The 25,581-nt window shown below is 60.4% G+C and carries 23 protein-coding genes; 16 read left to right on the top strand and 7 right to left on the bottom strand.

The features are described from left to right. Positions 1-32 precede the first annotated feature (32 nt). On the bottom strand, positions 33-884 hold the full coding sequence (locus BM70_RS0121645; RefSeq protein WP_025857941.1) for a glycine betaine ABC transporter substrate-binding protein: 852 nt from the start codon (positions 882-884) through the stop codon (positions 33-35). 332 nt (positions 885-1,216) lie between these two features. On the opposite strand from BM70_RS0121645, the gene BM70_RS0121640 reads away from it, so the two are divergent. After that, positions 1,217-2,770 (top strand): glycosyl hydrolase family 17 protein, encoded by a 1,554-nt coding sequence (locus BM70_RS0121640; RefSeq protein WP_025857939.1) that lies wholly within the window; start codon positions 1,217-1,219, stop codon positions 2,768-2,770. Between the two features lie 63 nt (positions 2,771-2,833). Here BM70_RS0121640 and BM70_RS0121635 read toward each other — a convergent pair whose 3' ends face one another. Next, positions 2,834-3,202 carry a hypothetical protein gene (locus tag BM70_RS0121635; RefSeq protein ID WP_025857938.1) on the bottom strand — a complete coding sequence of 123 codons (369 nt, stop codon included), beginning with the start codon at positions 3,200-3,202 and terminating at the stop codon, positions 2,834-2,836. A gap of 237 nt (positions 3,203-3,439) precedes the next feature. On the opposite strand from BM70_RS0121635, the gene BM70_RS0121630 reads away from it, so the two are divergent. Then, positions 3,440-4,738 (top strand): serine/threonine protein kinase, encoded by a 1,299-nt coding sequence (locus BM70_RS0121630; RefSeq protein WP_025857937.1) that lies wholly within the window; start codon positions 3,440-3,442, stop codon positions 4,736-4,738. After that, complete coding sequence (locus tag BM70_RS0121625; protein ID WP_025857936.1) at positions 4,731-5,519, top strand: VacJ family lipoprotein; 789 nt, start codon at positions 4,731-4,733, stop codon at positions 5,517-5,519. Before BM70_RS0121630 ends, BM70_RS0121625 begins: the two co-directional genes overlap by 8 nt. 52 nt (positions 5,520-5,571) lie before the next feature. On the opposite strand, the gene BM70_RS0121620 is transcribed toward BM70_RS0121625, so the two are convergent. Then, entirely contained in the window at positions 5,572-6,486 is a 915-nt protein-coding gene (locus BM70_RS0121620; protein ID WP_025857935.1) for a DUF808 domain-containing protein, read from the bottom strand. Positions 6,487-6,620: 134 nt separating this feature from the next. Here BM70_RS0121620 and BM70_RS0121615 point away from each other — a divergent pair, with 134 nt between their 5' ends. Both BM70_RS0121615 and BM70_RS0121610 read left to right on the top strand, forming a co-directional pair. Next, complete coding sequence (locus tag BM70_RS0121615) at positions 6,621-7,226, top strand: TetR/AcrR family transcriptional regulator (RefSeq protein ID WP_025857934.1); 606 nt, start codon at positions 6,621-6,623, stop codon at positions 7,224-7,226. Between the two features lie 181 nt (positions 7,227-7,407). Continuing rightward, positions 7,408-7,866: a transposase gene (locus BM70_RS0121610; RefSeq protein WP_025857933.1), complete on the top strand. Its 459-nt coding sequence runs from the start codon at positions 7,408-7,410 to the stop codon at positions 7,864-7,866. Positions 7,867-7,994: 128 nt separating this feature from the next. Here BM70_RS0121610 and BM70_RS0121605 read toward each other — a convergent pair whose 3' ends face one another. After that, positions 7,995-8,435, bottom strand: coding sequence for a heme-binding protein (locus BM70_RS0121605; protein ID WP_025857932.1), 441 nt, complete (start codon positions 8,433-8,435; stop codon positions 7,995-7,997). Between the two features lie 256 nt (positions 8,436-8,691). Here BM70_RS0121605 and gcl point away from each other — a divergent pair, with 256 nt between their 5' ends. The 8 genes from gcl (at position 8,692) to BM70_RS0121565 (ending at position 18,119) form a co-directional block, all read left to right on the top strand. Further along, positions 8,692-10,467: a glyoxylate carboligase gene (gene gcl, locus BM70_RS0121600; protein ID WP_025857931.1), complete on the top strand. Its 1,776-nt coding sequence runs from the start codon at positions 8,692-8,694 to the stop codon at positions 10,465-10,467. Positions 10,468-10,477: 10 nt separating this feature from the next. Then, positions 10,478-11,260: a hydroxypyruvate isomerase gene (gene hyi, locus BM70_RS0121595; RefSeq protein ID WP_025857930.1), complete on the top strand. Its 783-nt coding sequence runs from the start codon at positions 10,478-10,480 to the stop codon at positions 11,258-11,260. A 151-nt stretch (positions 11,261-11,411) separates the two neighbouring features. Beyond that, the gene (locus tag BM70_RS0121590) at positions 11,412-12,302 is read left to right on the top strand and encodes a 2-hydroxy-3-oxopropionate reductase (RefSeq protein ID WP_025857929.1); all 891 of its coding nucleotides are present in this window, start codon (positions 11,412-11,414) and stop codon (positions 12,300-12,302) included. Between the two features lie 169 nt (positions 12,303-12,471). Then, positions 12,472-13,752, top strand: coding sequence for a glycerate kinase (locus BM70_RS0121585; RefSeq protein ID WP_025857928.1), 1,281 nt, complete (start codon positions 12,472-12,474; stop codon positions 13,750-13,752). Further along, positions 13,742-15,157, top strand: coding sequence for a pyruvate kinase (pyk, locus tag BM70_RS0121580; RefSeq protein ID WP_025857927.1), 1,416 nt, complete (start codon positions 13,742-13,744; stop codon positions 15,155-15,157). Before BM70_RS0121585 ends, pyk begins: the two co-directional genes overlap by 11 nt. A 120-nt stretch (positions 15,158-15,277) precedes the next feature. Further along, complete coding sequence (locus BM70_RS0121575; protein ID WP_025857926.1) at positions 15,278-16,153, top strand: urea transporter; 876 nt, start codon at positions 15,278-15,280, stop codon at positions 16,151-16,153. Between the two features lie 31 nt (positions 16,154-16,184). Beyond that, positions 16,185-17,009 (top strand): ion transporter, encoded by an 825-nt coding sequence (locus BM70_RS0121570; RefSeq protein WP_025857925.1) that lies wholly within the window; start codon positions 16,185-16,187, stop codon positions 17,007-17,009. 105 nt (positions 17,010-17,114) lie between these two features. Beyond that, positions 17,115-18,119 (top strand): sulfate ABC transporter substrate-binding protein, encoded by a 1,005-nt coding sequence (locus BM70_RS0121565; protein ID WP_025857924.1) that lies wholly within the window; start codon positions 17,115-17,117, stop codon positions 18,117-18,119. 102 nt (positions 18,120-18,221) lie between these two features. Here the strand turns inward: BM70_RS0121565 and BM70_RS0121560 are convergent, their stop codons facing one another. Then, a complete protein-coding gene (locus BM70_RS0121560) occupies positions 18,222-18,836 on the bottom strand; it encodes a DUF5666 domain-containing protein (protein WP_025857923.1) in 615 nt (204 codons plus the stop codon). A gap of 176 nt (positions 18,837-19,012) precedes the next feature. Here BM70_RS0121560 and BM70_RS0121555 point away from each other — a divergent pair, with 176 nt between their 5' ends. Then, positions 19,013-20,218, top strand: a complete 1,206-nt coding sequence (locus BM70_RS0121555; protein WP_081782108.1) for an MFS transporter — start codon at positions 19,013-19,015, stop codon at positions 20,216-20,218. A 113-nt stretch (positions 20,219-20,331) separates the two neighbouring features. On the opposite strand, the gene BM70_RS32610 is transcribed toward BM70_RS0121555, so the two are convergent. Then, a complete protein-coding gene (locus tag BM70_RS32610; protein WP_043274322.1) occupies positions 20,332-21,393 on the bottom strand; it encodes a M10 family metallopeptidase C-terminal domain-containing protein in 1,062 nt (353 codons plus the stop codon). Positions 21,394-21,706: 313 nt separating this feature from the next. Then, positions 21,707-23,278, bottom strand: a complete 1,572-nt coding sequence (locus tag BM70_RS0121545) for a M10 family metallopeptidase C-terminal domain-containing protein (RefSeq protein WP_025857919.1) — start codon at positions 23,276-23,278, stop codon at positions 21,707-21,709. A gap of 719 nt (positions 23,279-23,997) precedes the next feature. Between BM70_RS0121545 and BM70_RS0121540 the strand changes: the two genes are divergently transcribed. Both BM70_RS0121540 and BM70_RS0121535 read left to right on the top strand, forming a co-directional pair. Further along, the gene (locus BM70_RS0121540; RefSeq protein WP_025857918.1) at positions 23,998-24,654 is read left to right on the top strand and encodes a peroxiredoxin-like family protein; all 657 of its coding nucleotides are present in this window, start codon (positions 23,998-24,000) and stop codon (positions 24,652-24,654) included. Between the two features lie 14 nt (positions 24,655-24,668). Continuing rightward, the gene (locus BM70_RS0121535; RefSeq protein ID WP_025857917.1) at positions 24,669-25,568 is read left to right on the top strand and encodes a LysR family transcriptional regulator; all 900 of its coding nucleotides are present in this window, start codon (positions 24,669-24,671) and stop codon (positions 25,566-25,568) included. Positions 25,569-25,581: the final 13 nt, after the last annotated feature.

Below are 25,581 nucleotides of genomic sequence, written 5' to 3'. Positions count from 1 at the left end.
AGGTCTGCGGTGTAATTTCTACAGATTAACGGTTACTTACCGGTCCACTCGGCCACACGCTCAGGGTGCTTGGCGACCCAATCCTTGGCCGCTGCATCAGGCTTGGCGCCTTCCTGGATCGCGAGCATGACTTCGCCGATTTCGTCCTTGGAGGCCCACTGGAATTTCTTCAGGAAGGCTGCGACTTCCGGCGCTTTCTTCTCCAGGCCTTTGCTGCCGATGCTGTTGACGGTTTCAGCAGCACCATAAATCCCTTTTGGATCGTCGAGGAAACGCAGTTTCCACTTGGCGAACATCCAGTGTGGCACCCAACCGGTGACCGCAATGGATTCCTGTTTGTCTTCGGCACGGGTCAACTCGGCGATCATCGCGGCGCCGGAGCTGGCTTGCAGCTTGTAATCGAGGCCGTACTGCTTGATGGCTTCGTCGGTCTTGAGCATCACGCCCGAACCGGCATCGATGCCAACGATCTTGTTCTTGAAGGTGGTGTCGGTCTTGAGGTCTTCGATGGACTTGGCCTTGACGTACTCCGGCACGATCAGGCCGATCTTCGCATCCTTGAAGTTGGGGCCGTAGTCGACCACCTTGTCCTTGTTCTTGGCCCAGTATTCACCGTGGGTCACCGGCAGCCAGGCGGAGAGCATGGCATCGAGCTTGCCGGTGGCAACGCCCTGCCACATGATCCCGGTGGCGACCGCTTGCAGTTTCACGTCATAACCGAGCTTTGCCTTGATCACCTCCGCCGCCACGTGCGTGGTGGCAACGCTGTCGGACCAGCCATCCACATAGCCGATGCTCAGGGTTTTGCTGTCGGCGCTGGCCAGTGTGGAGCTCATCGCAACTACCAGAGTGGCAGCTGCGCCCAAGAGTCGTCGCATCTTCATAGTACTTCCCCGAAAGTGCTGCGCCCGGCGGATGCCGAGCGACGTCAACCTGTTGTTATGTGGTGCACCGCGCCCCCTTCACGCGCATCGATCACGGTAGTGCGCCGTCAGCGGAGTACTGACACTTCGATCATCAACCTGCCCGGGCCTGCGACCTGCTCTGTCAGCGACATCCTACAAGCAAGGAACGACATCACATCGCCAGCAGGACGCTTTGCAGGACCTGGCGCCAAAATCCCGCCCGAACTTTGCATGTCAAAATCATGCAGCCCCACTGGGACGGGCCAAATCCGGGTAAGATGCGCGCCTTTGCTCCTCCAGATAAGCCGACCATGCCCGCGACTGCCCGCTTCCCTGCCCTGCCCTATTGCTTCGCCTTGATCCTCGGCCTGCTGGCCCTGACGGGTTACTGGTATGGCCTCGGCCGTCCCGTGGTGCTGCCCGATGTCGCCAGTGCCACGCACAAGATGCAGTGCGCGTCCTATACACCGTTCGACAAAGACCAATCCCCGTTCGACCAGCCGTTCACCCTGCGCCCGGAACGCATGGACGCTGACCTCGCCCTGCTGGCGACCCGCTTCGAGTGCATTCGCACCTACTCCATGACCGGCCTGGAAGCCTTGCCGGAGATGGCGCGCAAGCATGGGCTGAAAGTGATGGCCGGCGCCTGGGTCAGCAGTGACCCGGTGGCGACCGCCAAGGAAGTCGACCAACTGATCGCCTCAGCCAACGCCCACCCGGATGTCGTGACCTCGGTGATCGTCGGCAACGAGGCGCTGCTGCGCAAGGAAGTCACCGCCAAACAGTTGGTGGCGCTGATCCATACCGTCAAAAGCCGGATCAAGCAGCCGGTGACGTATGCGGATGTGTGGGAGTTCTGGCTGCAGCACCCGGAGATCGCGCCGGCGGTGGACTTCCTGACGATCCACCTGTTGCCGTACTGGGAAGATGACCCGTCGGGCATCGACCAGGCTCTGAAGCACGTGGGCGATGTGCGCCAGACCTTCGGCAACAGGTTCGCGCCCAAGGACATACTGATCGGTGAGACCGGCTGGCCCAGCGAAGGCCGCCAGCGCGAAACCGCGGTGCCGAGCCGGGTCAACGAAGCCAGGTTCATGCGCGGCTTTGTCGCCATGGCCGAGGCGAATGGCTGGCGTTACAACCTGATCGAAGCCTTCGACCAGCCGTGGAAGCGTGCGAGCGAAGGCGCCGTAGGGGGCTATTGGGGCCTGTTCGATGCAAACCGCCAGGACAAAGGCATCCTCGCCGGGCCAGTGACCAATGTGCCGTACTGGCCGCTGTGGCTGGGCGTTGGCGGGCTCATCCTGCTGGGCACCCTGGCGCTGGGTGGTCGTGTACGCAGCGTGCGTGCGGCTATCGCCCTGCCGCTGCTGGGCGCCGTCGCAGCATGTTCTATCGGTACCTGGGCAGAACTGACCCGCGTGACCGCGCGCTTCAATGACGAATGGGTATGGGCCGGCTTGCTGGTGGCGTTGAATTTGCTGGTCCTGGCCCATGCTGCATTGAGCCTCAGCTCACGGGAAGACTGGCGCGCACGCGCCTTCGACTGGCTGGAGCAACGCGCTGGCTGGCTGGTGGCAACTGCCGGTTTTGCGGGGGCAGTGATGATGCTGGCGCTGGTGTTCGATCCACGCTACCGCAGCTTCCCGAGCGCCGCGCTGGTGTTGCCGGCCTTGGTGTACCTGGTGCGTCCGGTGACCGGGCCACGCCGGGAGATTGCGCTGCTGACCTTCATCATCGGAGCGGGCATTGCGCCACAGTTGTACCGCGAAGGGTTGTTGAACCAGCAGGCTTGGGGTTGGGCGGTGGTTAGCCTGCTCATGGTTGTAGCGTTGTGGCGTTGCTTGCGAGTACGCCAGAACTGACCGTAGGAGCCGGCTTGCCGGCGATGGCGCGATCGCCGGCAAGCCGGCTCCTGCAGGGGTTGGTCATATGTCCCTGGGCTTGCGCACCAAGCGCAACCCCGCAATCACCACGGCAAACACCGCAAACGTGGTGTTGTACAACGCCAGCGCCGGCAGCCCGAATACCATTCCCAGCACCGCCAACCCCCAGCCCGCACGCCCCGGCACGAAAAACGCCAGCACCGACGTGATCAGTGCCGCCCAGCCCAGCACCTTGAAGTGGATCATCAACCCCAGGTTCGAGCGCAACTGGCATTCCCAGCGGCTGGCCTCATCCACGCAGATGCCCACCCACTGGCCGTCCTCCATAAAGCCATAGCGCACACCGTAACTGGCAGCCAGCCACAGCGGCAGTGCAATAAGCAGCAAAATCAGCGGCAAACGACGGGACATGGGGTACTCCGATAGGCAAAAACGGCGCTCAGCTTAATGCCCCGGCAGCCGTTAGCAAGGCGCATACACACAATTAGTGTTCATCAAAGCGTGGCAAAGTGTATCGTCTGGCTACTATTACCCCGATTCCGACGTTTTTTTTCCGACATTTCGTGCCGAGTGATGGCACTTCGGCGAAGACGCGGTGGTCATAGCCTGCGAACTTCATTAAGTACGTTTCCTCCTAGGGATTAAGTCATGCTCCGTTCCTTGCGCTGTGCTGCCCTGCTGGGCAGCCTTTTTCTGAGTGCGTCAGCACTGGCCGTCGATATCGACCAAGCCAGCTATGGCTACCCCTTGACCAACCCGTTCGAAGCGACCATCGCCACCACACCGCCTGACCTACGGCCCAAATTGCCCAGCGATGACGAGATCAACCAGTCCGATTACACGCTGAACATGCGCCCCGAGCGCGAGTTCAGCCTGCCGGACAACTTCTGGGCGGTGAAGAAACTCACCTACCGCATCGCCAAGCAGGATCGCGCTGCGCCGCTGATCTTCCTGATCGCAGGCACCGGCGCTCGATTCGACAGCAGCATCAACGAATACCTGAAGAAGCTGTATTACCAGGCTGGCTACCACGTGGTGCAATTGTCGTCGCCGACCAGCTTCGACTTCATCAGCGCCGCCTCGCGCTTCGCCACGCCGGGGATTACCCAGGAAGACGCCGAAGACATGTACCGCGTGATGCAAGCCGTGCGCGCGCAAAATGCTTCGCTGCCGGTAACCGACTTCTACCTCACCGGCTACAGCCTCGGCGCCCTGGATGCGGCGTTTGTCAGCAAGCTCGACGAGACCCGCCGCAGCTTCAACTTCAAGAAAGTCTTGCTGCTGAATCCTCCGGTCAACCTCTACACCTCGATCACCAACCTCGACAAGCTGGTACAGACCGAGGTCAAGGGCATCAACAACACCACCACTTTCTATGAGCTGGTGCTGAACAAGCTGACCCGTTACTTCCAGCAAAAGGGCTACATCGACCTGAACGACGCCCTGCTCTACGACTTCCAGCAATCCAAGCAGCACCTGACCAACGAACAGATGGCCATGCTGATCGGTACCTCGTTCCGCTTCTCGGCGGCCGATATCGCCTTTACCTCGGACCTGATCAACCGCCGTGGCCTGATCATTCCGCCGAAATACCCGATCACCGAAAGCACCAGCCTCACGCCGTTCCTCAAGCGTGCGCTGCAATGCGACTTCGACTGCTACCTCACCGAACAAGTGATCCCGATGTGGCGCGCCCGCTCCGACGGCGGCAGCCTGTTGCAACTGGTCGACCAGGTCAGCCTGTACGCCCTCAAGGACTACCTGCACACCAACCCGAAGATCGCCGTCATGCACAACGCCGACGACGTGATCCTCGGCCCTGGCGACCTCGGTTTCCTGCGTAAAACCTTCGGCGATCGCTTGACCGTCTACCCGTTGGGCGGCCACTGCGGCAACCTCAATTACCGCGTCAACGCCGACGCCATGCTGGAGTTCTTCCGTGGCTAAATATCTTCTGCTGCTTGCCGCCTTGATGTGCGCAGGCGTGGCCAATGCCGACAACAGCAAGGCCCACGAGCCGGTCAACGTCGATGCCGATGGTTTCAAGGAGCCGCTGACCAAGCTCAAGTTCAACCCGGGCCTGGACCAGCGTGAGTTCGAGCGCTCATCGCTCACCGCCCTCAACGTGTACGACCCGCTGGAGTCGTGGAACCGTCGCGTGTACCACTTCAACTACCGCTTCGACCAATGGGTGTTCCTGCCGGTGGTTGACGGTTACCGCTACGTCACGCCCAGCTTCCTGCGTACCGGCGTGAGCAACTTCTTCAACAACCTGGGCGATGTGCCCAACCTGTTGAACAGCCTGCTGCAGCTCAAGGGCCACCGCTCCCTGGAAACCACCGGCCGCCTGCTGGTCAATACCACCATCGGCATCGCCGGCCTGTGGGACCCAGCTACCGCCATGGGCCTGCCGCGCCAGAGCGAAGACTTCGGCCAGACCCTGGGCTTCTACGGCGTGCCGGGCGGCGCGTACCTGGTACTGCCGATCTTCGGCCCTTCGAACCTGCGTGACACGACCGGCCTGATCGTCGATTACGGAGCGGAAACCCAGATCAACTTCCTGAATGTGTCCGAAGTCAGCTCCAACCACCCGGAAATCTGGGCTCTGCGCGCGGTGGACAAGCGTTATCAGACCAGCTTCCGTTATGGTCAGATGAACTCGCCGTTCGAGTACGAGAAGGTGCGCTACATTTATACGGAATCGCGAAAGCTGCAGATTGCCGAGTAAACGCCCACAAAAAAGGCCATTCGATTGAATGGCCTTTTTTATTGTCGCGAGATCAAGCCTTAGCCGTTTTCCAGAGCTTGCCCACCCCGCCGACCACCGCCAACACCACCGCCCCTGCAAGAACCCCCGCCACCCCATTCAGCAGCGTCGGCACCAACCACGCCGCCCCGCCCGCGCCTTGGCTGACGGTCTCGATCCAGTGATGCACCACCGGCACGCCATGGGTGAGAATCCCACCGCCCACCAGGAACATCGCCGCTGTACCGATCACTGACAGGCTCTTCATCATATAAGGCGCCGCGCGCAGGATGGCGCCGCCGACACTGCGCGCCACCTGGCCAGGCTTCTGGGTGAGCCACAGGCCCAGGTCGTCCAGCTTGACGATGCCGGCCACCAGTCCGTAGACGCCGATGGTCATGACAATGGCAATGCCGGACAACACGACCACCTGCTGCATCAACGGCGCGTCGGCCACGGTGCCGAGGGTGATGGCGATGATTTCGGCGGAAAGGATGAAGTCGGTGCGGATGGCGCCTTTGATCTTGTCCTTTTCAAAGGCCACCAGATCGGTGGCCGGATCGGCTACGGCCTCGACCAACTGCGCATGTTCAGCCTGGTCGTCGGCGTTGCTGTGCAGGAATTTATGGGCGAGTTTCTCGAAACCTTCGAAACACAGGTAGGCACCGCCGAGCATCAGCAGAGGCGTCACCGCCCATGGCGCAAACGCGCTGATCAGCAAGGCGGCCGGCACCAGGATCAGCTTGTTGACGAACGACCCCTTCGCCACCGCCCACACCACGGGAATTTCCCGCTCCGCGCGCACGCCTGAGACCTGTTGGGCATTGAGCGCCAAGTCATCGCCGAGCACGCCGGCGGTCTTCTTCGCCGCCATTTTTGTCATCAGGGCTACGTCATCGAGAACTGCGGCGATATCGTCGATCAACACCAACAAGCTGCTTCCTGCCATGAATCGGGCTTCCATAAGAGAGAGATGGGCGGAGCATAACGCGGCGCAACGCTTTGCGGGCACATTGTTGAGGCTCGCGGATAGCCGGTGCTACCATGCGCAACCGCCTGTACTGGCAAGGAAACCTCTGGTTTATGAGCACCATTCGCGAGCGCAACAAAGAAAAGATCCTGCGGGCGGCCAGCGAGGAGTTTGCCGACAAGGGCTTCGCCGCGACCAAAACCAGCGACATCGCCGCCAAGGCCGGGCTGCCCAAGCCCAACGTCTATTACTATTTCAAATCCAAGGACAACCTCTATCGCGAGGTGCTCGAAAGCATTATCGAGCCGATCCTGGCCGCTTCCACACCGTTCAATCCGGACGGCGAGCCCAAGGAAGTACTGAGCAACTACATCCGCTCGAAAATCCGCATCTCCCGCGACCTGCCCTTCGCCTCCAAGGTGTTCGCCAGCGAAATCATGCACGGCGCCCCACACCTCAGCGCTGACCAGGTCGAGCAGCTCAACGCCCAGGCCAAGCACAACATCGATTGCATCCAGACCTGGGTCGATCGCGGCCTGATCGCTGCGATTGACCCCAATCACCTGATGTTCAGCATCTGGGCAGCCACACAGACGTATGCGGATTTCGACTGGCAGATCTCGGCGGTGACCGGGAAGGCCAAGCTGGATGAAGCGGATTACGAGGCGGCGGCGCAGACGATTATCCGGTTGGTGTTGAAGGGGTGTGAGCCGGACTGAGGAAATGTGGTGCCTGTGGAGTTTGCGCCAGACATAAATTGTCAAAACACTGAAGATCCCCCGTGGGAGCGGGCTTGCTCGCGAAAGCGCCCTCCCAGACACATCCTGCCAAAAGCCTGCCAATCAGCATCAGCCATCGAGATCTAGCCTCTCAGGACACCATCTGAAGAGAGGCCAAGGAATGCCTGATCAAGCCACCTCACACCGCCTGCGTATCGGGCGGTTCAGCGAACCCAATCGCATCTATCTGATTACCACCAACACTCACGAACGTGTGCCGATATTCAGTGACTTTCACCTAGGCCGATTAGTGGTCTGGCAACTCAGACTCGCTCAGTATCAAGGGCTGGCAAACTCTCTGGCGTGGGTAGTGATGCCAGACCATTTACACTGGTTGGTCGAACTACAAAAAGGCTCACTAGGCGATTTGATGTGCCAGGTTAAATCCAAAAGCACCCGAAGCGTGAACGGTGCTTCTGGTCGCAGAGGCAGGCTTTGGCAAACCAGCTTTCATGACCGAGCGCTGCGCAAGGAAGATGATCTGGTGAAGATGGCCCGGTATGTGGTGGCCAATCCCCTGCGGGCGGGGCTGGTGAAGCGGATTGGCGACTATCCGCTGTGGGATGCAGTTTGGTTGTAGGGGGCGAGACCGAGTTGCCCCCTTCGCGAGCAAGCCCGCTCCCACACTTGATAGAGTTCCAGCATGAGAATGCGGTCCAATGTGGGAGCGGGCTTGCCCGCGATAAGGCCCGACAGATCAGCAAAAAACTAGGCAGACACCCCCGCGTCCGCCATCAACCCCACCCCTTCGATCGCCGTGATCGCGCACTGCTCATCAATATCCGACGTATCCCCGCTGATCCCGATCGCCCCCAGCACCATGCCTTCCTGATTTCGAATCAACACCCCACCCGGCGCAGGCACCACGCTGCCCTGCCCCAAACTGTTCAACGCCGCGATAAACGCCGGGCGTTGCTGCGCGTCCAGCGCCAGCAGGCGTGACCCCTTGCCCAGGGCGATCGCGCCCCAGGCCTTGCCGATGGCGATCTGCGGGCGCAACAGGCTGGCGCCGTCTTCGCGTTGCAGGGTGATCAGGTGACCACCGCTGTCGAGCACTGCAATGGTCAGTGGCGCCGCCGAAATGGTGCGCCCTGCGGTGAGGGCCTGGCTGGCCAGTTGGGTGGCCAGTTTCAAGGTTAAAGCGCTCATGGTGCCGTCCTTCTTTTGTTATTGGGAAAGCGGTGGAGGTCTGAATGATCAGATGCTCGATCAAACAAATAGAACACAATGACTTTTATTTTTGTATACAATATTTTCGCACAAAGGCTCCATACGTCGAAAAAAGCCGTTCCGACGAACGCAAAGGCCAGTTTATAAAATGCATTGACCTGCGCCTTCCGCCGTGAATACACTTTGGCCAGACACCACTTGTATACAATTACAAAACGCAAGAGGCACCAAAACCATGAGCAAAATGAGAGCAATCGAAGCCGCCGTCCTGGTAATGCGCCGTGAGGGTGTGGACACCGCCTTCGGTATCCCAGGCGCCGCGATCAACCCACTGTATTCGGCCTTGCAGAAGGTGAGTGGCATCGATCACGTCCTTGCTCGCCACGTTGAAGGCGCCTCCCATATGGCCGAGGGCTACACCCGTACCAAGGCCGGCAATATCGGCGTGTGCATCGGCACCTCGGGCCCGGCGGGTACCGACATGGTCACCGGCCTCTACAGCGCCTCGGCCGACTCGATCCCGATCCTGTGCATTACCGGCCAGGCCCCCCGCGCCCGGATGCACAAGGAAGACTTCCAGGCCGTGGATATCACCAGCATCGTCAAGCCGGTGACCAAGTGGGCGACTACCGTCCTCGAGCCCGGCCAGGTACCCTACGCCTTCCAGAAAGCCTTTTACGAAATGCGCTCCGGCCGCCCTGGCCCGGTGTTGATCGACCTGCCGTTCGACGTGCAAATGGCCGAGATCGAGTTCGACATCGACGCCTACCAACCGCTGCCCCTGGCCAAGCCATTGGCAACCCGCGTGCAGGTCGAAAAAGCCCTGGCGCTGCTGGACCAGGCCGAACGCCCACTGCTGGTCAGCGGCGGTGGCGTCATCAACGCCGACGCCAGCGAGCTGCTGGTCGAATTCGCTGAACTCACCGGCATCCCGGTCATCCCGACCCTGATGGGCTGGGGCACCATCCCGGACGATCACCCACAGATGGTCGGCATGGTCGGCCTGCAAACCTCCCACCGTTATGGCAACGCCACACTGCTCAAGTCGGACGTGGTGCTGGGCATCGGCAACCGTTGGGCCAACCGTCACACCGGTTCGGTCGAGGTCTACACCGAGGGCCGCACGTTCATCCACGTCGACATCGAGCCGACGCAGATCGGCCGCGTCTTCACCCCGGACCTGGGCATCGTCTCCGACGCCGGGGCCGCGCTGACGATGTTTATCGAAGTGGCCCGCGAGTGGAAAGCCGCCGGCAAGCTCAAGGATCGCAGTGCCTGGCTGAACGACTGCCAGCAACGCAAAGCCACCCTGCACCGCAAGACCCACTTCGACAACGTGCCGGTCAAGCCACAGCGTGTGTATGAAGAAATGAACCAGGTGTTCGGCAAAGACACCTGCTACGTCAGCACCATCGGCCTGTCGCAGATTGCCGGCGCGCAATTCCTGCATGTGTACAAGCCACGTCACTGGATCAACTGCGGCCAGGCCGGCCCGTTGGGCTGGACCATCCCCGCCGCCCTCGGCGTGGTCAAGGCCGACCCAAGCCGCAAGGTGGTGGCGCTGTCGGGCGACTATGACTTCCAGTTCATGATCGAAGAGCTGGCCGTGGGTGCACAGTTCAAGCTGCCGTATATCCACGTGGTGGTGAACAACTCCTACCTGGGTCTGATCCGCCAGGCCCAGCGCGGGTTTGAAATGGATTACTGCGTGCAGTTGTCCTTCGACAACCTCAACGCCCCGGAACTCAACGGGTATGGCGTGGACCACGTTGCCGTCGCCGAAGGCCTGGGTTGCAAGGCCCTGCGCGTGTTCGAGCCAGGCCAGATCGCACCGGCACTGCGCCGCGCCGAGGAAATGATCGAAGAATTCAAGGTGCCGGTGATCGTTGAGATTATTCTGGAACGCGTGACCAACATTTCCATGGGCACCGAGATCAACGCCGTCAACGAATTCGAAGATCTGGCCCTGGTCGGCAACGATGCGCCGACTGCCATTTCCCTGCTCGATTAAGGAGAACCTTATGCCGCGTTTCGCCGCCAACCTGTCCATGCTGTTTACCGAACAGGACTTCCTTGCCCGCTTCAAAGCGGCCGCCGATGCGGGCTTCGAAGGGGTCGAGTACCTGTTCCCGTATGAATTCAGCTCTGCTGAAATCAAGGCACAACTCGACGCTCACGGCCTGACCCAAGTGCTGTTCAACCTGCCGGCCGGTGACTGGGCCAAGGGCGAGCGCGGCCTGGCGTGCCACCCGGACCGGGTCGAGGAATTCCGCGCCGGGGTCAAGCTGGCGATCGCCTATGCACAAGTGCTGGGCAATACCCAGATCAACTGCCTGGCCGGGATCCGGCCACAAGGCATTGATGACCAGACCCTGGAAAAAACCTTCGTCGCCAACCTCAAGTACGCCGCCGACAAGCTGAACGCGGTGGGCATCAAGCTGGTGATGGAAGCGATCAACACCCGCGACATTCCGGGTTTCTACCTGAACAACACGGCGCAGGCCCTGTCGATTCGCGAGCAGGTCGGCAGCGACAACCTGTTCCTGCAATACGACATCTATCACATGCAAATCATGGAAGGCGACCTGGCCCGCACCATGGCCGCGCACCTGGGCGAGATCAACCACATCCAGCTGGCGGACAACCCGGGCCGCAACGAGCCGGGCACGGGTGAGATCAACTACCGCTTCCTGTTCGAACACCTGGACCGCATCGGTTACCAGGGTTGGGTCGGCTGTGAGTACAAGCCGTTGACCACTACCGAAGCGGGTCTGGGCTGGCTCAAAACCCATAACGCCATCTAACCGACACTACGCAATCTCCTGTAGGAACTGGCTTGATGTGGTGAGTGGGGCTTGGGGGGCTGCTTCGCAGCCCAGCGCAGGGCAAGCCTGCTCACCACAGCAAGCCGGCGCCTACAGAGGTTGCTGACCGAATAACAAGAGGATTTTCGTCATGGCTAAAATCGGATTCATCGGCACCGGCATCATGGGCCAACCCATGGTCGCCAACCTGCAGAAAGCAGGTCACCAACTGTTCCTCTCCGAGCACCACGGCAAGGCCCCGCAAGCCCTGATCGACGCCGGTGCCGTGGCCTTGGCCAACCCGCAGCAAGTGGCACAGGAAGCCGAGTTCATCATCGTGATGGTGCCCGACACCCCGCAGGTCGATGACGTGCTGTTCCGCAAAGACGGCGTGGCTGCTGGCCTGTCACCGAACAAAGTCGTGATCGACATGAGTTCGATCTCCCCCACCGCCACCAAGGCGTTCGCGGCGAAGATCAACGAGACCGGCGCGCAGTACCTGGATGCACCGGTGTCCGGTGGTGAAGTCGGCGCCAAGGCCGGCACCCTGAGCATCATGATCGGTGGCGAGCCGCAGACCTTTGAACGCGCACTGCCGCTGTTCCAGGCCATGGGCAAGAACATCACTCTGGTGGGCGGCAACGGTGACGGCCAGACCGCCAAGGTCGCCAACCAGATCATCGTCGCGCTGAACATCCAGGCGGTGGCCGAAGCGTTGCTGTTCGCCGCCAAGAACGGCGCCGACCCGGCCAAGGTGCGTGAAGCGCTGATGGGTGGGTTCGCGTCGTCGAAGATCCTCGAAGTGCATGGCGAGCGCATGATCAAGGGCACCTTCGATCCGGGCTTCCGCATCAACCTGCACCAGAAGGACCTCAACCTGGCCCTGGCCGGCGCCAAGGAACTGGGGATCAACCTGCCGAATACCGCCGGTACGCAGCAGGTGTTCAGTACGTGCACGGCGATTGGCGGCGGTAACTGGGACCATTCGGCGCTGATCAAGGGCCTGGAGCATATGGCGAATTTTTCGATTCGCGATAAGTAAGTGCTCACTTGAAATGCCATCCAGTGTGGGAGCTGGCTTGCCTGCGATAGCGGTCCTCCAGCTAGAGATTTGCTGCCTGACACACTGCTATCGCAGGCAAGCCAGCTCCCACCTTTAATCCCTATTCCAAGTCTCACCCCTAATAACAAGAATCCCCGGGAGCCCGCTTATGTCGGTCGATCCGCAACACCTGCTTCGCGAGCTGTTTGCCACAGCCATCGACGCCGCCCACCCCCGGCAAGTCCTCGAACCCTACCTGCCCGCCGACCGCAGCGGCCGTGTGATCGTGATCGGTGCCGGCAAGGCCGCCGCCGCCATGGCCCTGGTCGTGGAGAACTGCTGGCAAGGCGACGTCACCGGCCTGGTAGTCACCCGTTACGGCCACGGCGCGCCGTGCCAGAAAATCGAAGTGGTCGAAGCCGCCCACCCCGTGCCCGACGCCGCCGGCCTGGCGGTGGCCCAGCGCGTGTTGGCGTTGATCAGCAACCTCAGCGAAGACGACCGTGTGATCTTTCTGCTGTCCGGCGGCGGCTCTGCCTTGCTGGCCCTGCCCGCCGAAGGCATCACCCTGGCCGACAAGCAAACCATCAATAAAGCCTTGCTCAAATCCGGCGCCACCATTGGCGAGATGAACTGCGTGCGCAAGCATCTCTCGGCGATCAAGGGGGGCCGCCTGGCGAAAGCGGCCTGGCCGGCCACGGTGTATACCTATGCGATTTCCGATGTGCCCGGCGACCAGGCCACAGTGATCGCCTCCGGCCCCACGGTCGGTGACCCGAGCACTTCGCAACAGGCCCTGGCGATCCTCAAGCGATATGGCATCGACGCCCCTGCCGCGGTTCGCAGTTGGTTGCAGAACCCGGCCTCGGAAACCGTCAAGCCTGGCGACCCGGTACTGGCCCGCAGCCACTTCCAACTGATCGCCCGCCCCCAGCAATCCCTGGAGGCCGTGGCCGTAAAAGTCCGCCAGGCCGGGTTCAGCCCGCTGATCCTCGGCGACCTCGAAGGCGAAGCGCGGGACGTGGCCAAGGTGCACGCCGGCATCGCCCGGCAGATCGTCCAGCACGGCCAACCGCTGGCGGCGCCGTGCGTGATCCTCTCCGGTGGCGAAACCACCGTGACCGTGCGCGGCGACGGCCGTGGTGGGCGCAACGCGGAATTCCTGCTGAGCCTTACCGACAGCCTCAAGGGCCTGCCCGGCGTGTACGCCCTGGCCGGTGACACCGACGGCATCGACGGTTCGGAAGACAACGCCGGCGCCCTCATGACGCCGTGCAGTTACCGCCGCGCCGAAGCCCTCGGCCTGTCGGCCAGCGACGAGTTGGATAACAACAACGGCTACGGCTATTTCGCTGCCCTCGACGGTTTGATCGTCACTGAGCCGACGCGCACCAACGTCAATGACTTCCGCGCCATCCTGATTCTTGAGACTGCCAAACATGACGCCTGACAAGAAGGTCAAAATCCTCGCCACCCTGGGCCCGGCCACCGACGGCATCGATGACATCCGCGAACTGGTGGAAGCCGGGGTGAATATCTTCCGCCTCAATTTCAGCCACGGCGATCACGCTGACCATGCGCAGCGCTACCAGTGGATTCGCCAGGTGGAGCGCCAGCTGAATTACCCGCTGGGCATCCTCATGGACCTGCAAGGGCCGAAGCTGCGGGTCGGGCGTTTTGCCGAGGGCAAGGTGCAACTGATACGTGGCCAGGCCTTGCGCCTGGACCTGGACCCGACACCGGGCGACCAGCGCCGGGTCAACCTGCCCCACCCGGAGATCATCGCGGCACTGGAGCCTGGCATGGACCTGCTGCTGGACGACGGCAAGCTGCGCCTGCGGGTGATCACCAAGCAGGCCGACGCCATCGACACCACGGTGCTGAATGGCGGCGAACTGTCCGACCGCAAAGGCGTGAACGTCCCACAAGCCTTGCTGGAACTGAGCCCACTGACCGCCAAGGATCGGCGCGACCTGAGCTTCGGCCTGGAACTGGGTGTGGATTGGGTGGCGCTGTCGTTTGTGCAGCGCCCGGAAGACATTCGCGAAGCCCGCGAGTTGATCGGCGACAAGGCCTTCCTGATGGCCAAGATCGAGAAACCCTCGGCCGTGCAGCGCCTGCAGGAGATCGCCGAACTGAGCGACGCGATCATGGTGGCCAGAGGCGACCTGGGCGTGGAGGTGCCGGCCGAGAGCGTGCCGCAGATCCAGAAAGACATCATCGGCACCTGCCGCCAATTGGGCAAACCGGTGGTGGTGGCCACGCAGATGCTGGAGTCCATGCGCTTCTCCCCGGCGCCGACCCGTGCCGAGGTGACGGATGTCGCCAACGCCGTGGCCGAAGGCGCGGACGCGGTGATGCTGTCGGCGGAAACCGCGTCCGGCGAATACCCGCTGGAAGCCGTGCAGATGATGAGCAAGATCATCCGCCAAGTGGAAAGCGGCCCGGATTATCAGACGCAATTGGACGTCAGCCGGCCCAAGGCGGATGCCACCGTGTCAGACGCCATCAGCTGCGCGATCCGGCGCATCAGCAGCATCCTGCCGGTGGCGGTGCTGGTGAACTACAGCGAGTCGGGCAGCTCCAGCCTGCGCGCGGCGCGGGAGCGGCCGGTGGCGCCGATCCTCAACCTCACGCCGAACCTGTCCACGGCGCGACGCTTGAGTGTGGCCTGGGGCGTGCACTCGGTGGTCAATGACCGACTGCGCCAGGTGGACGAGGTGTGTTCCACGGCGCTGGAGATTGCCCAGGCGCAAGGCATGGCGGAGCGCGGGGATACGTTGGTGATTACCGCGGGGGTGCCGTTCGGGCAACCGGGGTCGACCAATTCCCTGCGTATCGAAACCCTGATCTAGCGCCTGTTCGGGCCCCATCGCGGGCAAGCCCGGCTCCCACATTTTGATCTGCGAACACAGTCAAATGTGGGAGCTGGCTTGCCTGCGATGGGGACAACTCAGTCTCACTGACTAACCACCATGCACAACCCCACCTGCCCCGACTGGGCCGAAGCCCTGCTCAACGGCTTCAGCCAGATATTCCTGCAGCGCCAGCCGCTGTGTGGCTTGCTGTGCCTGCTGGCCATCCTGATCGGCGCGCCGACGTTGCTGGGCGGTGCGCTGCTCGGTGGCGTGGCGGGCTTGCTCACGGCCCAGCGCCGGGGTTATCCGAAAGCCGAGCGCCAAGCCGGTCTGTACAGCTACAACGGCGTACTGCTGGGCGTGCTGATCAGCCAGCACGTTGGCTGGTCGGCCTTGCTGCCACCGCTGATCCTGGCATGCGGCGGCTTGAGCGCGATCCTCACGCGGCAATGGTTGAAGCACGCCAGCCAGCCCGATGACTTGCCGGCCTATACCGCGCCTTTTGTCTTGCTCGGCTGGTTGCTGATTGGCACCGCGCCTGAAAGCACCTTTCGCCTGAGTGAACCCGACACCCTGAACGTACTCACCGCACCGTTCACTGGCCTGGCGCAAATCATGCTGCTGGACCAACCGGTAGCCGGTGCCTTGATTGCGCTGGGCCTGTGGCTGGCCAACCGTCGTGCCACCGTATGGGCCTTGATCGGCGCGAGTGCCGGCGTGGTGATTGCACTGTGGCTGCAGGAACCCACAGGCGCCCTGCTCGGCCTGCACAGCTACAACCCGGCATTGGCCGCCCTGGCCCTCAGCCAGGTGCGTCGCCAACCGTGGCTGCCACTGCTCGGCATCCTGCTGGCAATCATCCTCACCCCAGGCTTCGCCGCCCTGCATCTGCCCGCGTTGACCGCGCCGTTCATCCTCGCCTGCTGGCTGGTGCGCGCAGGCGCGCGAGTGCTGCGCAAACCCCGCATGGACAGCCCCTTCGAATCCCCCTAGGCTTGCCCGGTATTCACTGCAGGCGGGCTTTATGGACAGCAACAACGACTGGCGTCAGCGGCTCTACGTCATGGTTTTTCAAAGTGATACGGTCGCCGGGCGGCGCTTTGACGGCATCCTGCTGCTGATCATCCTCGCCAGCCTGGTGATCGTGATGCTCGATAGCATCGATCAGGTACACCAGAACTACGCCGACGTGCTGGCCTATATCGAGTGGGGCTTCACGCTGATCTTCCTGATCGAGTACGGGTTGCGCCTGTATTGCTCGCCCAAGCCGTTGCGCTACGCCTTCAGCTTCTATGGGCTGGTGGATTTGCTCGCCATCGTGCCCGGCATCCTGGCGCTGTACTACAGCGACGCCCAGTACCTGCTGATCATCCGCATCATCCGGATGCTGCGGATCTTCCGCGTGCTCAAGCTCAGCCCGTACCTCAAGCAGGCCAACTACCTGATGGCGGCGCTGCGAGGCAGCAAGCAGAAGATCGTGGTGTTCCTGGTCAGCGTGTGTACGCTGGTGACGGTGTTCGGCACCTTGATGTACGTGATCGAAGGCCCGGAGCACGGCTTTACCAGCATCCCCAAGGGCATCTACTGGGCCATCGTGACTCTCACCACCGTAGGCTTTGGCGACATCGTGCCCAAGACCCCGTTGGGCCAGGTGATTTCGTCGCTGGTGATGATCACGGGTTACTCGATCATCGCCGTGCCCACCGGTATTTTCACCGCCGAGCTGGCCAGTGCCATGCGCGGTGAACAGTTGCAAACCGATTGCCCGGTGTGCAAGAAAAACAGCCATGAACCCAACGCGGCCTTTTGCTCGCGCTGCGGTAATGCGCTTTTTAGGAAAGTGGAATAAGCAAAGTGCGTTTTAATCTTTAAACGTCTATGCGCTGCCAGCTATAGTCGCTGGCAAAATGCCCTCACTCAATCGACAACCTTCTCGAACAACAAGGAATGAGCAGTGAAAAAACTCGTTAGCGCCTCTCTCCTGGCCGCCGGCCTTGCCCTGGCGGGCGCCGTCCAGGCTGCCCCCGTCACACTGCTCAACGTCTCCTATGACGTGATGCGCGACTTCTACAAGGACTACAACGCCGCTTTCCAGAAACACTGGGAAGCCGAGCACCCGAACGACAAGCTGACCCTGCAGATGTCCTTCGGTGGCTCCAGCAAACAAGCACGCTCGGTGATCGATGGCCTGCCGGCTGACGTAATCACCATGAACATGGCCACCGACATCAACGCCTTGGTCGACAACGGCAACCTGGTGCCGGACAACTGGGTCACCCGCTTGCCGAACAACAGCGCACCGTTCACCTCCGCCACCGTGTTTATCGTGCGCAAAGGCAACCCGAAAGCCCTGAAAGACTGGCCGGACCTGCTCAAGGATGGCGTGCAGGTGATCGTGCCCAACCCGAAAACCTCGGGTAACGGCCGTTACACCTACCTGTCGGCCTGGGGTTATGTGCTCAAGAACGGCGGCAACGAAGAAAAGGCCAAGACCTTTGTCGGCAAGCTGTTCAAACAGGCACCGGTGCTGGACACCGGTGGCCGTGCCGCCACCACGACTTTCATGACCAACCAGATCGGCGACGTGCTGGTGACCTTCGAGAACGAAGCCGAGATGATCGCCCGTGAATTCGGCCGTGATCAGTTCGAAGTGATCTACCCAAGCGTCTCCGCCGAAGCCGAGCCGCCGGTATCGGTGGTCGACAAAGTGGTCGAGAAGAAAGGCACCCGCGTGGCCGCCGAGGACTACCTGAAATACCTGTGGTCGCCGGAAGGCCAGGAAATCGCCGCCAACAACTACCTGCGTCCACGTGACCCGAAAGTGCTGGCCAAATACACCGACCGTTTCCCGAAAGTCGACTTCCTGTCGGTAGAGAAGACCTTTGGTGACTGGCGCACGGTGCAGAAGACCCACTTCAATGATGGTGGCGTTTTCGACCAGATCTATTCCGGTCAATAACTGCACCATCCCTGTAGGAGCTGGCTTGCCGGCGATAGCAGCACCTCGGTATGCCTGATACACCGAGGCGATGCAATCGCCGGCAAGCCGGCTCCGACAGTGTTACATCGGCGGGGTCACGCCATCCTTGCCGGCTGAAATGGCCTGGGCCGTGATGGTCCCATCCGGTCCCTTCGCCGCAAACATCACCACTTTCACACCCGGCTTGAGCAAGCTGCGATCGCCCGGTTCCAGATTGACGATCGGCACATCCTCAGGCACCACGATCTTCTGTTCGCCGCCTTTGTATTTAACGGTCAACGTCCGCCCGTTGCTGACCACCAGGTCGCCGACGGTGCCATTGGTCATGCTGCTGCCTTCCTTCAAGTCAAACGCACGATGCCCGTCGCCCGTGCCGGCCATGGCCGGTGGGAAAACGTGCACCTCCAGCGCTGTCAGACTGCCATCGGCATTGGGCATGGCGGCCGAGCCGATGTAGCTGCCCGGCTTGATTTCATCGATCTTGGCCAGGGTCACGGCGCGCACCTGGGTGTCCTGGGTCAGGTGCACGGTGACGTCCTCACCGCTGTTGACCTTGACGTGCATGGCGTCGCCGTCGATCGCGGTGATGGCCCCGCGTACGCCGACACGCGGGGCATCGGCGGCGTTCGCCAGGCCAACCGCCATCGCGGCAGCGAGGGTTGAAGCCAGGAGCATCTTGTTCAATGTGATCTTCATTGCAGCGGATTTCCTGTTTCGAAAGTTGTGTCTGAATGTATCATCACCCTTCGCGCAGAAAGTTAACGATTCACTCATCATTACCGGGCATGAGTGTTATCACTGCCAGCGGCCTACCCGGGCTACGGTGTTGTCTTTAGGCTCGCCCCACTTTCCCTCGCTTTTATGAGAACACCATGAACGCTACTTCCCACGCTACAAGCACCATGACCCGGAGCATGGTGATGCTGTTTGCGTTTTGCTGCGGTGCCATCGTAGCCAACATCTACTACGCGCAACCGATCATTGAGTTGATCGCCCCGGACATCGGCCTCACGCCCGCCATGGCCAGCCTGATCGTCTCGCTGACGCAAATCGGCTACGCCCTGGGTCTGTTTTTCCTGGTGCCCCTGGGCGACCTGCTGGAAAACCGCAAGCTGATGATTGCCACCACCGTACTCGCGATCGCCAGCCTGCTGGGTGCAGCGTTTACCGAGCAGCCGAACCTGTTCCTGCTGGTGTCATTGCTGATCGGCTTCAGCTCGGTGTCGGTGCAGATCCTGATTCCGCTGGCGGCGCACCTGGCGCCTGCCGAGTCCCGTGGCCGCGTGGTCGGCAGCATCATGGGCGGCCTGTTGCTGGGCATCCTGCTGGCACGGCCGGTGTCCAGCGTCGTGGCGGACCACTTCGGCTGGCGCGCGATGTTCATGGCGGCAGCGGCGTTGATGGCGTTTATCAGCCTGGTGTTGATGCTGACCATTCCCAAGCGTCAGCCGGATCACTCCGCCAGCTATGGCCAACTGCTAGGCTCGCTGGGCACCCTGCTGCGCAAGCAACCGGTATTGCGCCAACGGGCGTTCTACCAAGGCTGCATGTTCGCCACCTTCAGCCTGTTCTGGACCGCCGCCCCGCTGGAACTGGCGCGCAATCACGGTCTGAGCCAGAGCCAAATCGCACTGTTCGCCCTGGTCGGCGCACTGGGCGCTATCGCCGCGCCTATCGCCGGGCGACTGGCCGATGCCGGTCACACCCACCGCGCCTCGCTGCTGGCCATGCTGTTCGCCGCACTGAGCTTCCTGCCGGCCTTCGTGCACCCGCTGTACAGCGTCATCGGCCTGGCCGTGACCGGTGTGGTCCTGGACTTCTGCGTGCAGATGAACATGGTGCTCGGCCAACGCGCCATCTACGCCCTCGATGCCAACAGTCGCAGCCGCCTGAACGCGCTGTATATGACCAGCATCTTCATCGGCGGCGCGTTCGGCTCGGCGATTGCCAGCAGCGTATATGAACACGGTGGCTGGCTGGGTGTGATGCTGGTGGGCAGCGCATTCCCGTTGATGGCGCTGCTGCGGTTCCTGAGCGCTTCGCGTGAAGCCTCGGTGAGCACCGCCTCATCGACCTGACAGACTCGCAGCCGCTCATCACACGCTTTCACCACGCACAAAAGGGCGGGGCTTAATCAGATACTGAATAAGCCCCGCCCGACCTTACAAGTTAAAGAGGCGCAATCACATCATCAGAGATAACCACCGTCTTTGATGTTCAGCCCAATGACATCTTCCGGACTGATCATTCGGGTGCTTTTAACCAGGAAGTCGGTCTTGCCATCCCCATCAAGGTCTATTGCCAGCAGGTAACGTCCCGAGTGTGGATTGAACTTGATAATGGTGTCCCCCGCCGCTCCCGTATAGGCGTCAACGAAGTTGAACGCCACCTTGCCGTCGAGCGCCATTTGCGACAGATCGATCTTGTCTTGACCCGTATTGAAGTCCAGCAATAAATCGGCCTTGTCGCGGGTTGAATCGCTGAAAGCATTGAACTTGAACGTATTCCAACCGCCTCCGCCCACCAGCGTATCGGCCCCCGCGCCACCGGTGAGCACGTTGTCCGCACTGTTCCCCATCAGCCGATCATTGCCCCTTCCCCCGACGGCATTTTCGATGACAGTCTTTTCGCCGATCCTGACGTTTTCTCTCATCCCACCTACGCTGGAAAGTGCACCGCCGCGCAAGTCGATGATTTGATCCTGCTCGAAGCCGGAGAAGTCAAACGTATCGATCCCTCGCTCATCCCAAACATTGAACTCTGGCTTATCGGACGCGGACGTCAGGCTCGTTTCCGGTTTTCCAGTATTCGAGTTGAACCCATACGTAGTGTCATCCGTTGGCTTCGGCTGGGCGGTGGGCTTGGTGCTGTCTGGCTTTGGCTCGGCCGTGGGCTTGGTGTTATCAGGTTTTGGTTCGGCCGTGGGCGTGTTATCGCCCTGAGGTTTCGGCGGGCAATAAGCCGTGAACACGTTGCCAGGGGCAACCTGCGCACGTTGAAGCAGTCCGAAGTGCGGGCTCGTTCCATACATCCCCTGCAGGTTAGCGAGTCCGCCTGTCATCGGAGCAGAAAGATTGAGCAATCTGGATCCTGTTAGGGCGTGCTTGTCTAGTGCAGAGCTTATATCACCATGAGAGGAAGTGACGGGCTTACCCTCGCCAGGGTTGCCGGTATATACCACCGGTAAAAGCTGAAGCGCCACGCTCGGTGTGGACAGATAATAATTTACAGCAGGTGCATTCACATTAATCATAACGACATTCTCTAAGTTAGTTTATAAACAACAACTTTCAGCTCGCAGGCAGGACACTTGCGAACTGCTGAATAATTAGCGTCACCCTTAACAACTTAAACTACTCAGGCAATGACAAACCTCCCGCCCCCCCGTCAAGCGCGCCCACACACAAGCCTGCTCATTGACTTAAAGCGTCCACGGATCGAGAGATCGTTCTATTGCCTTTCCACTCAACTTGATAGGAGTACCACGACACCGACTATTCTTCCGACCAACAAGCGATTACGTGTGGCCGGCACTTTCAACGTGGACAACATATCGTTTCTATCGACTAAGCTTGATTTTGCTCAATCGATCTCGGATCGCACGGGGCCGGCGTAGGATTGCAGGGCTCCGGTTTCGGATCACGTGGCTCCGGCTCAGGATTGCAGGGCTCCGGCTTCGGATCGCGTGGCTCCGGCTCAGGATTGCAGGGCTCCGGCTTCGGATCGCACGGGTCCGGACGTGGCTTCGGCGTGGGTTCCTTCGGCTCCGGCTGGGGCTCTTTGGGTTCAGGATCTGGCGTTGGGGCATCGCCATGCGCCAGCACATCACCAGGTTGCATCCGACCAATACTTTTTATTAAAAGATCAGCCTTGCCATTGCCCGTCAGGTCCAGGGCCATACTTCCCTCACCGCGACCCTCGTCGTAACTCATCACCGCCTGACCGGGTTGCCCGGTCAAGCGATCGGCTAATGTGAGAGCGCTGATATTCGCCCGCTTCAGCACAGTGGATAAATCGATCTTGTCGGCGCCACTCTCAAAATCCAGGATTACATCGGGGTTATCCGGAGTGGAGTCACTTGCCTGGTCGTATATAAACGTGTCTCCACCACCGCCACCTGACAACCTGTCTGCGCCCGCTCCCCCTTTAAGACGATTGGCAACCTCGTTGCCCACAAGGGAGTCATTCCCTTTACCGCCTACGGCGTTTTCCAGCGTGACGCCCTTGGCAATGGAGACATTACCCTTTAATGCCCCCACATCCGAAAACGACTCGGCATTGAGGTTGATGCTCTGATTCTGTGAATACCCCGAGAAATCCAATGTGTCGTTCCCACCACCATCCCATACACAGAAAATAGGATTGTCGTGGGTCGACTTCAAACTAAAAGCTTCACGGTTCGTATTGGAATTAAACCCATACGTCGTATCGGTATTTCGAGTTTTAGTGTTCGCCCCATAGAGCTTCTGGACGGCCGCAATATCATCCATCATTGGCGCGGAGGGCCTTAACGATTTGAAATCGTGACCCGGTTGGTTCTTTTCTGAATAGTAACTCATCACAGAGCGAGCCCGAGTATCCCCTGCATACTCCGCATCGCGCTCATAGTCACCATAACCATTATAGTCACCCGGGTGTTCCAACCCTATTGCGTGCCCTATTTCATGAATAAGGACATCGCGGAAAAAACTGCCAAGCGCAGGGTTGGCATCCGCATTCGCCGTACCAACATTTGCGAACGTACCCTTGATATGTTTGTTGGGCAGTATGGCCTCGCCACCGGACGTTCCAGGCATATCATTGATTTCAACGCTGCCGTCAGGCTTCTGCACGTTCTCAGTGAAGGTCACGTTAGCGACATCCTGCCAGGATTGCAGTGCCTGCCTGGCCTGCTGTGCCTGCTGCGGGGTGAAGCCCTTGGAGATACGAACAGACAAGTCAATTTTGTTGTCCCCATTACGGTCATGAAACTTGAAGCCTGCGCGGGTAATATGGTTTCCAGCCTGTTCCGTAGTAAGAACCCGTTTCTTACTGTTTAAGGCATATACCCCAGCGGGCCCCTCAGGGCTGATACCGCCCACTGGGATCAGCTCCGCTTTTACAATGGCATTGGTAACAGATAGTCCTGGCATTCTCATAAAACAACATCCTCATTCAAATCAGACCCGAACTGTAGAATCAATACAATCGAGATACCGAACCCAGTGCTACAACAGCAGCAGTCGTTATCGGCACACCCTCAAACTCGCACAGCCGCTCACGCCATGCCAGAGGCCAATTAATTCAACTCGACACACTCTAAAACCCAAAAACACTTTAGCCTTGTATTCGTAAAACCCTGACACCATACAGCCGAAAGCCGTCTTCAGAAAAAACCGACAACCTGTTGTTTTATATAAAATTAAAAATAATAAAACACACCAAAGACAATATGAATTTCAAAACATTATTCATAATCAGACAACACCTCATCGAAGCAAGGCGCACACTGGATCCGCAGCATTCCATAGGCACCACAGAACTCATCACTTGAAGAGTGGGTCATGACCCATGACTTGAATGAATATTGAGCGCGCTATAAATCCAGGCTCACATAAGATCGAAACCATTCTTACGAACTGCCATCTCTTGGACGACTTACAATGTTGATACCGGGCAATACTGCGCACTCAAACACGTGGGCGTCTATTGAGCGCCCTCGCACGGGAATAAATAGCGGGCACGGTTGAAAACCGTAAACGGCTTTTCCCATTCCAACCAAGCATAAATCCTATGCCTCGCACCCTACTTTCAGGCTGTTGCCCGCACGCCCATCATCCCTCCAGCCAACCCGGCTCATCTCCCGAGGGAACACGCCATGACACTTCAAGCCACACTCGATGCCTTCCGCGCCGACTTCAAGGCCGGCAAGCCGCCTTACAACGCCCCGGCGCATATTCATCCGATCATGGAACGCGCCACTGCCGAGCTGATGGCTAGCGGCGCGGCGCTACGTGCACTCAAGGTCGGGGACAAGGCGCCGCTGTTCAGCCTCAAGGATGCCGATGGCACGCTGGTTTCCTCTGCTGCGTTGTTGGCTCAAGGCCCGTTGGTGCTGACGTTCTACCGAGGCGTGTGGTGCCCGTACTGCAATCTGGAACTGCAGGCGCTGCAAGCCTTTCTGCCCACGCTGAAGGCCACCGGCGCCAACCTGCTGGCACTGTCTCCGCAGACCGCCGCCAACAGCCGCAAGTCCACGCGTATCACCGACCTGCAATTTCCGATCCTCAGCGATACTCACAACGATGTCGCCGATGCCTTCGGCTTGCGCTTTGAACTGCCGGATTATCTGGTCGAGCTGTACAAGGCCCTGGGCAACAACCTGCCACTGATCAATGATGACCCGGCGTGGACCCTGCCCATGCCCGCCCGCTATGTGATCGGCCAGGACAGCGTGATCCGTTACGCCGAGGTCAACCCCGATTACACTCAACGCCCAGAACCGGCAGCAATGCTCGACGCCCTCAGCCGCTAACCCAAGGACGCCCGATGGACCGCCTTACCGCGATGGAAACCTTCGTCCACGTTGTCGAAACCGGCTCGTTCTCGGCGGCCGCCAAGCGCTTGGGCATCGGCCAGCCCGCTGTCTCCAAAAGCATTGCGCAGTTGGAAGCGCGCCTGGCGGTGCGGTTGTTGCTGCGTTCGACCAGAGGCCTGACACCGACCGAAGCAGGCCTGGCGTTCTTCGAAAAAGCCAGGCGTGCCATCGATGAGGCCAACGAGGCAGACGAGGCTGCGCGGGGGGCAGGCGCCGGGCTGTCGGGCAACCTGCGTATCAGCGCGGCGGTGACCTTCGCTCGCATGCATATCATTCCTCACCTGGGACCGTTCCTGGCGCAATACCCGAATGTAAACATCGAGGTGGTGCTGGATGACCGAACCCTCAACCTCGTGGAAGAAGGTATCGACGTTGGCCTGCGCATGGGCAACCTGAATGATTCCAGCCTCACGGCGCGCAAGATCGGCGAATCGCCTTGCGTGATCCTCGGCACTCCGACGTACTTCGAACGCTTCGGCGAACCCGCCACGCCGGCGGATGTGCTGCAACACCAGGCGATCATCTATACCCGCGGCGAAGGCTCGCACTGGAACTTCACCCAGGGCGACACGCACTACCCCCTTGTGGCCCACGGCCGCCTGCGCGTCACCGCAGCGGAAGGTGTACGCGCCGGTGTGCTGGGGCATTTGGGCCTGACCCTGTCTTCCACCTGGATGTTCGCACCGGAGTTGGCCAGTGGCGAGGTCAAGGCCGTGCTGACCGATTGGACGTTGCCGCCCAGGGCCTTATGGGCGGTGTTTCCTACGGGGCGCATGGCAAGTGCCAAGGCGCGTGCGTTTGTCGAATACGTGGAACAGCTGCTGGCTGAAACCCCATCGGCCCACCTGTAGGAGCCGGCAAACC

This window comes from Pseudomonas sp. CHM02 (genome assembly GCF_000612585.1).
Lineage (GTDB): Bacteria > Pseudomonadota > Gammaproteobacteria > Pseudomonadales > Pseudomonadaceae > Aquipseudomonas.
The sequence above is the reverse complement of the archived record's forward strand: the minus strand, read 5'-3'. Positions and strand labels throughout refer to the sequence as shown.

Excerpts from the sequence above, each read along its gene's own strand:
- BM70_RS0121645 (WP_025857941.1), bottom strand. The coding sequence starts at position 884 with ATGAAGATGCGACGACTCTTGGGCGCAGCTGCCACTCTGGTAGTTGCG.
- BM70_RS0121640 (WP_025857939.1), top strand. The coding sequence starts at position 1,217 with ATGCCCGCGACTGCCCGCTTCCCTGCCCTGCCCTATTGCTTCGCCTTG.
- BM70_RS0121635 (WP_025857938.1), bottom strand. The coding sequence starts at position 3,202 with ATGTCCCGTCGTTTGCCGCTGATTTTGCTGCTTATTGCACTGCCGCTG.
- BM70_RS0121630 (WP_025857937.1), top strand. The coding sequence starts at position 3,440 with ATGCTCCGTTCCTTGCGCTGTGCTGCCCTGCTGGGCAGCCTTTTTCTG.
- BM70_RS0121620 (WP_025857935.1), bottom strand. The coding sequence starts at position 6,486 with ATGGCAGGAAGCAGCTTGTTGGTGTTGATCGACGATATCGCCGCAGTT.
- BM70_RS0121615 (WP_025857934.1), top strand. The coding sequence starts at position 6,621 with ATGAGCACCATTCGCGAGCGCAACAAAGAAAAGATCCTGCGGGCGGCC.
- BM70_RS0121610 (WP_025857933.1), top strand. The coding sequence starts at position 7,408 with ATGCCTGATCAAGCCACCTCACACCGCCTGCGTATCGGGCGGTTCAGC.
- BM70_RS0121605 (WP_025857932.1), bottom strand. The coding sequence starts at position 8,435 with ATGAGCGCTTTAACCTTGAAACTGGCCACCCAACTGGCCAGCCAGGCC.
- gcl (WP_025857931.1), top strand. The coding sequence starts at position 8,692 with ATGAGCAAAATGAGAGCAATCGAAGCCGCCGTCCTGGTAATGCGCCGT.
- hyi (WP_025857930.1), top strand. The coding sequence starts at position 10,478 with ATGCCGCGTTTCGCCGCCAACCTGTCCATGCTGTTTACCGAACAGGAC.
- BM70_RS0121590 (WP_025857929.1), top strand. The coding sequence starts at position 11,412 with ATGGCTAAAATCGGATTCATCGGCACCGGCATCATGGGCCAACCCATG.
- BM70_RS0121585 (WP_025857928.1), top strand. The coding sequence starts at position 12,472 with ATGTCGGTCGATCCGCAACACCTGCTTCGCGAGCTGTTTGCCACAGCC.
- pyk (WP_025857927.1), top strand. The coding sequence starts at position 13,742 with ATGACGCCTGACAAGAAGGTCAAAATCCTCGCCACCCTGGGCCCGGCC.
- BM70_RS0121575 (WP_025857926.1), top strand. The coding sequence starts at position 15,278 with ATGCACAACCCCACCTGCCCCGACTGGGCCGAAGCCCTGCTCAACGGC.
- BM70_RS0121570 (WP_025857925.1), top strand. The coding sequence starts at position 16,185 with ATGGACAGCAACAACGACTGGCGTCAGCGGCTCTACGTCATGGTTTTT.
- BM70_RS0121560 (WP_025857923.1), bottom strand. The coding sequence starts at position 18,836 with ATGAAGATCACATTGAACAAGATGCTCCTGGCTTCAACCCTCGCTGCC.
- BM70_RS0121555 (WP_081782108.1), top strand. The coding sequence starts at position 19,013 with ATGAACGCTACTTCCCACGCTACAAGCACCATGACCCGGAGCATGGTG.
- BM70_RS32610 (WP_043274322.1), bottom strand. The coding sequence starts at position 21,393 with ATGATTAATGTGAATGCACCTGCTGTAAATTATTATCTGTCCACACCG.
- BM70_RS0121545 (WP_025857919.1), bottom strand. The coding sequence starts at position 23,278 with ATGAGAATGCCAGGACTATCTGTTACCAATGCCATTGTAAAAGCGGAG.
- BM70_RS0121540 (WP_025857918.1), top strand. The coding sequence starts at position 23,998 with ATGACACTTCAAGCCACACTCGATGCCTTCCGCGCCGACTTCAAGGCC.
- BM70_RS0121535 (WP_025857917.1), top strand. The coding sequence starts at position 24,669 with ATGGACCGCCTTACCGCGATGGAAACCTTCGTCCACGTTGTCGAAACC.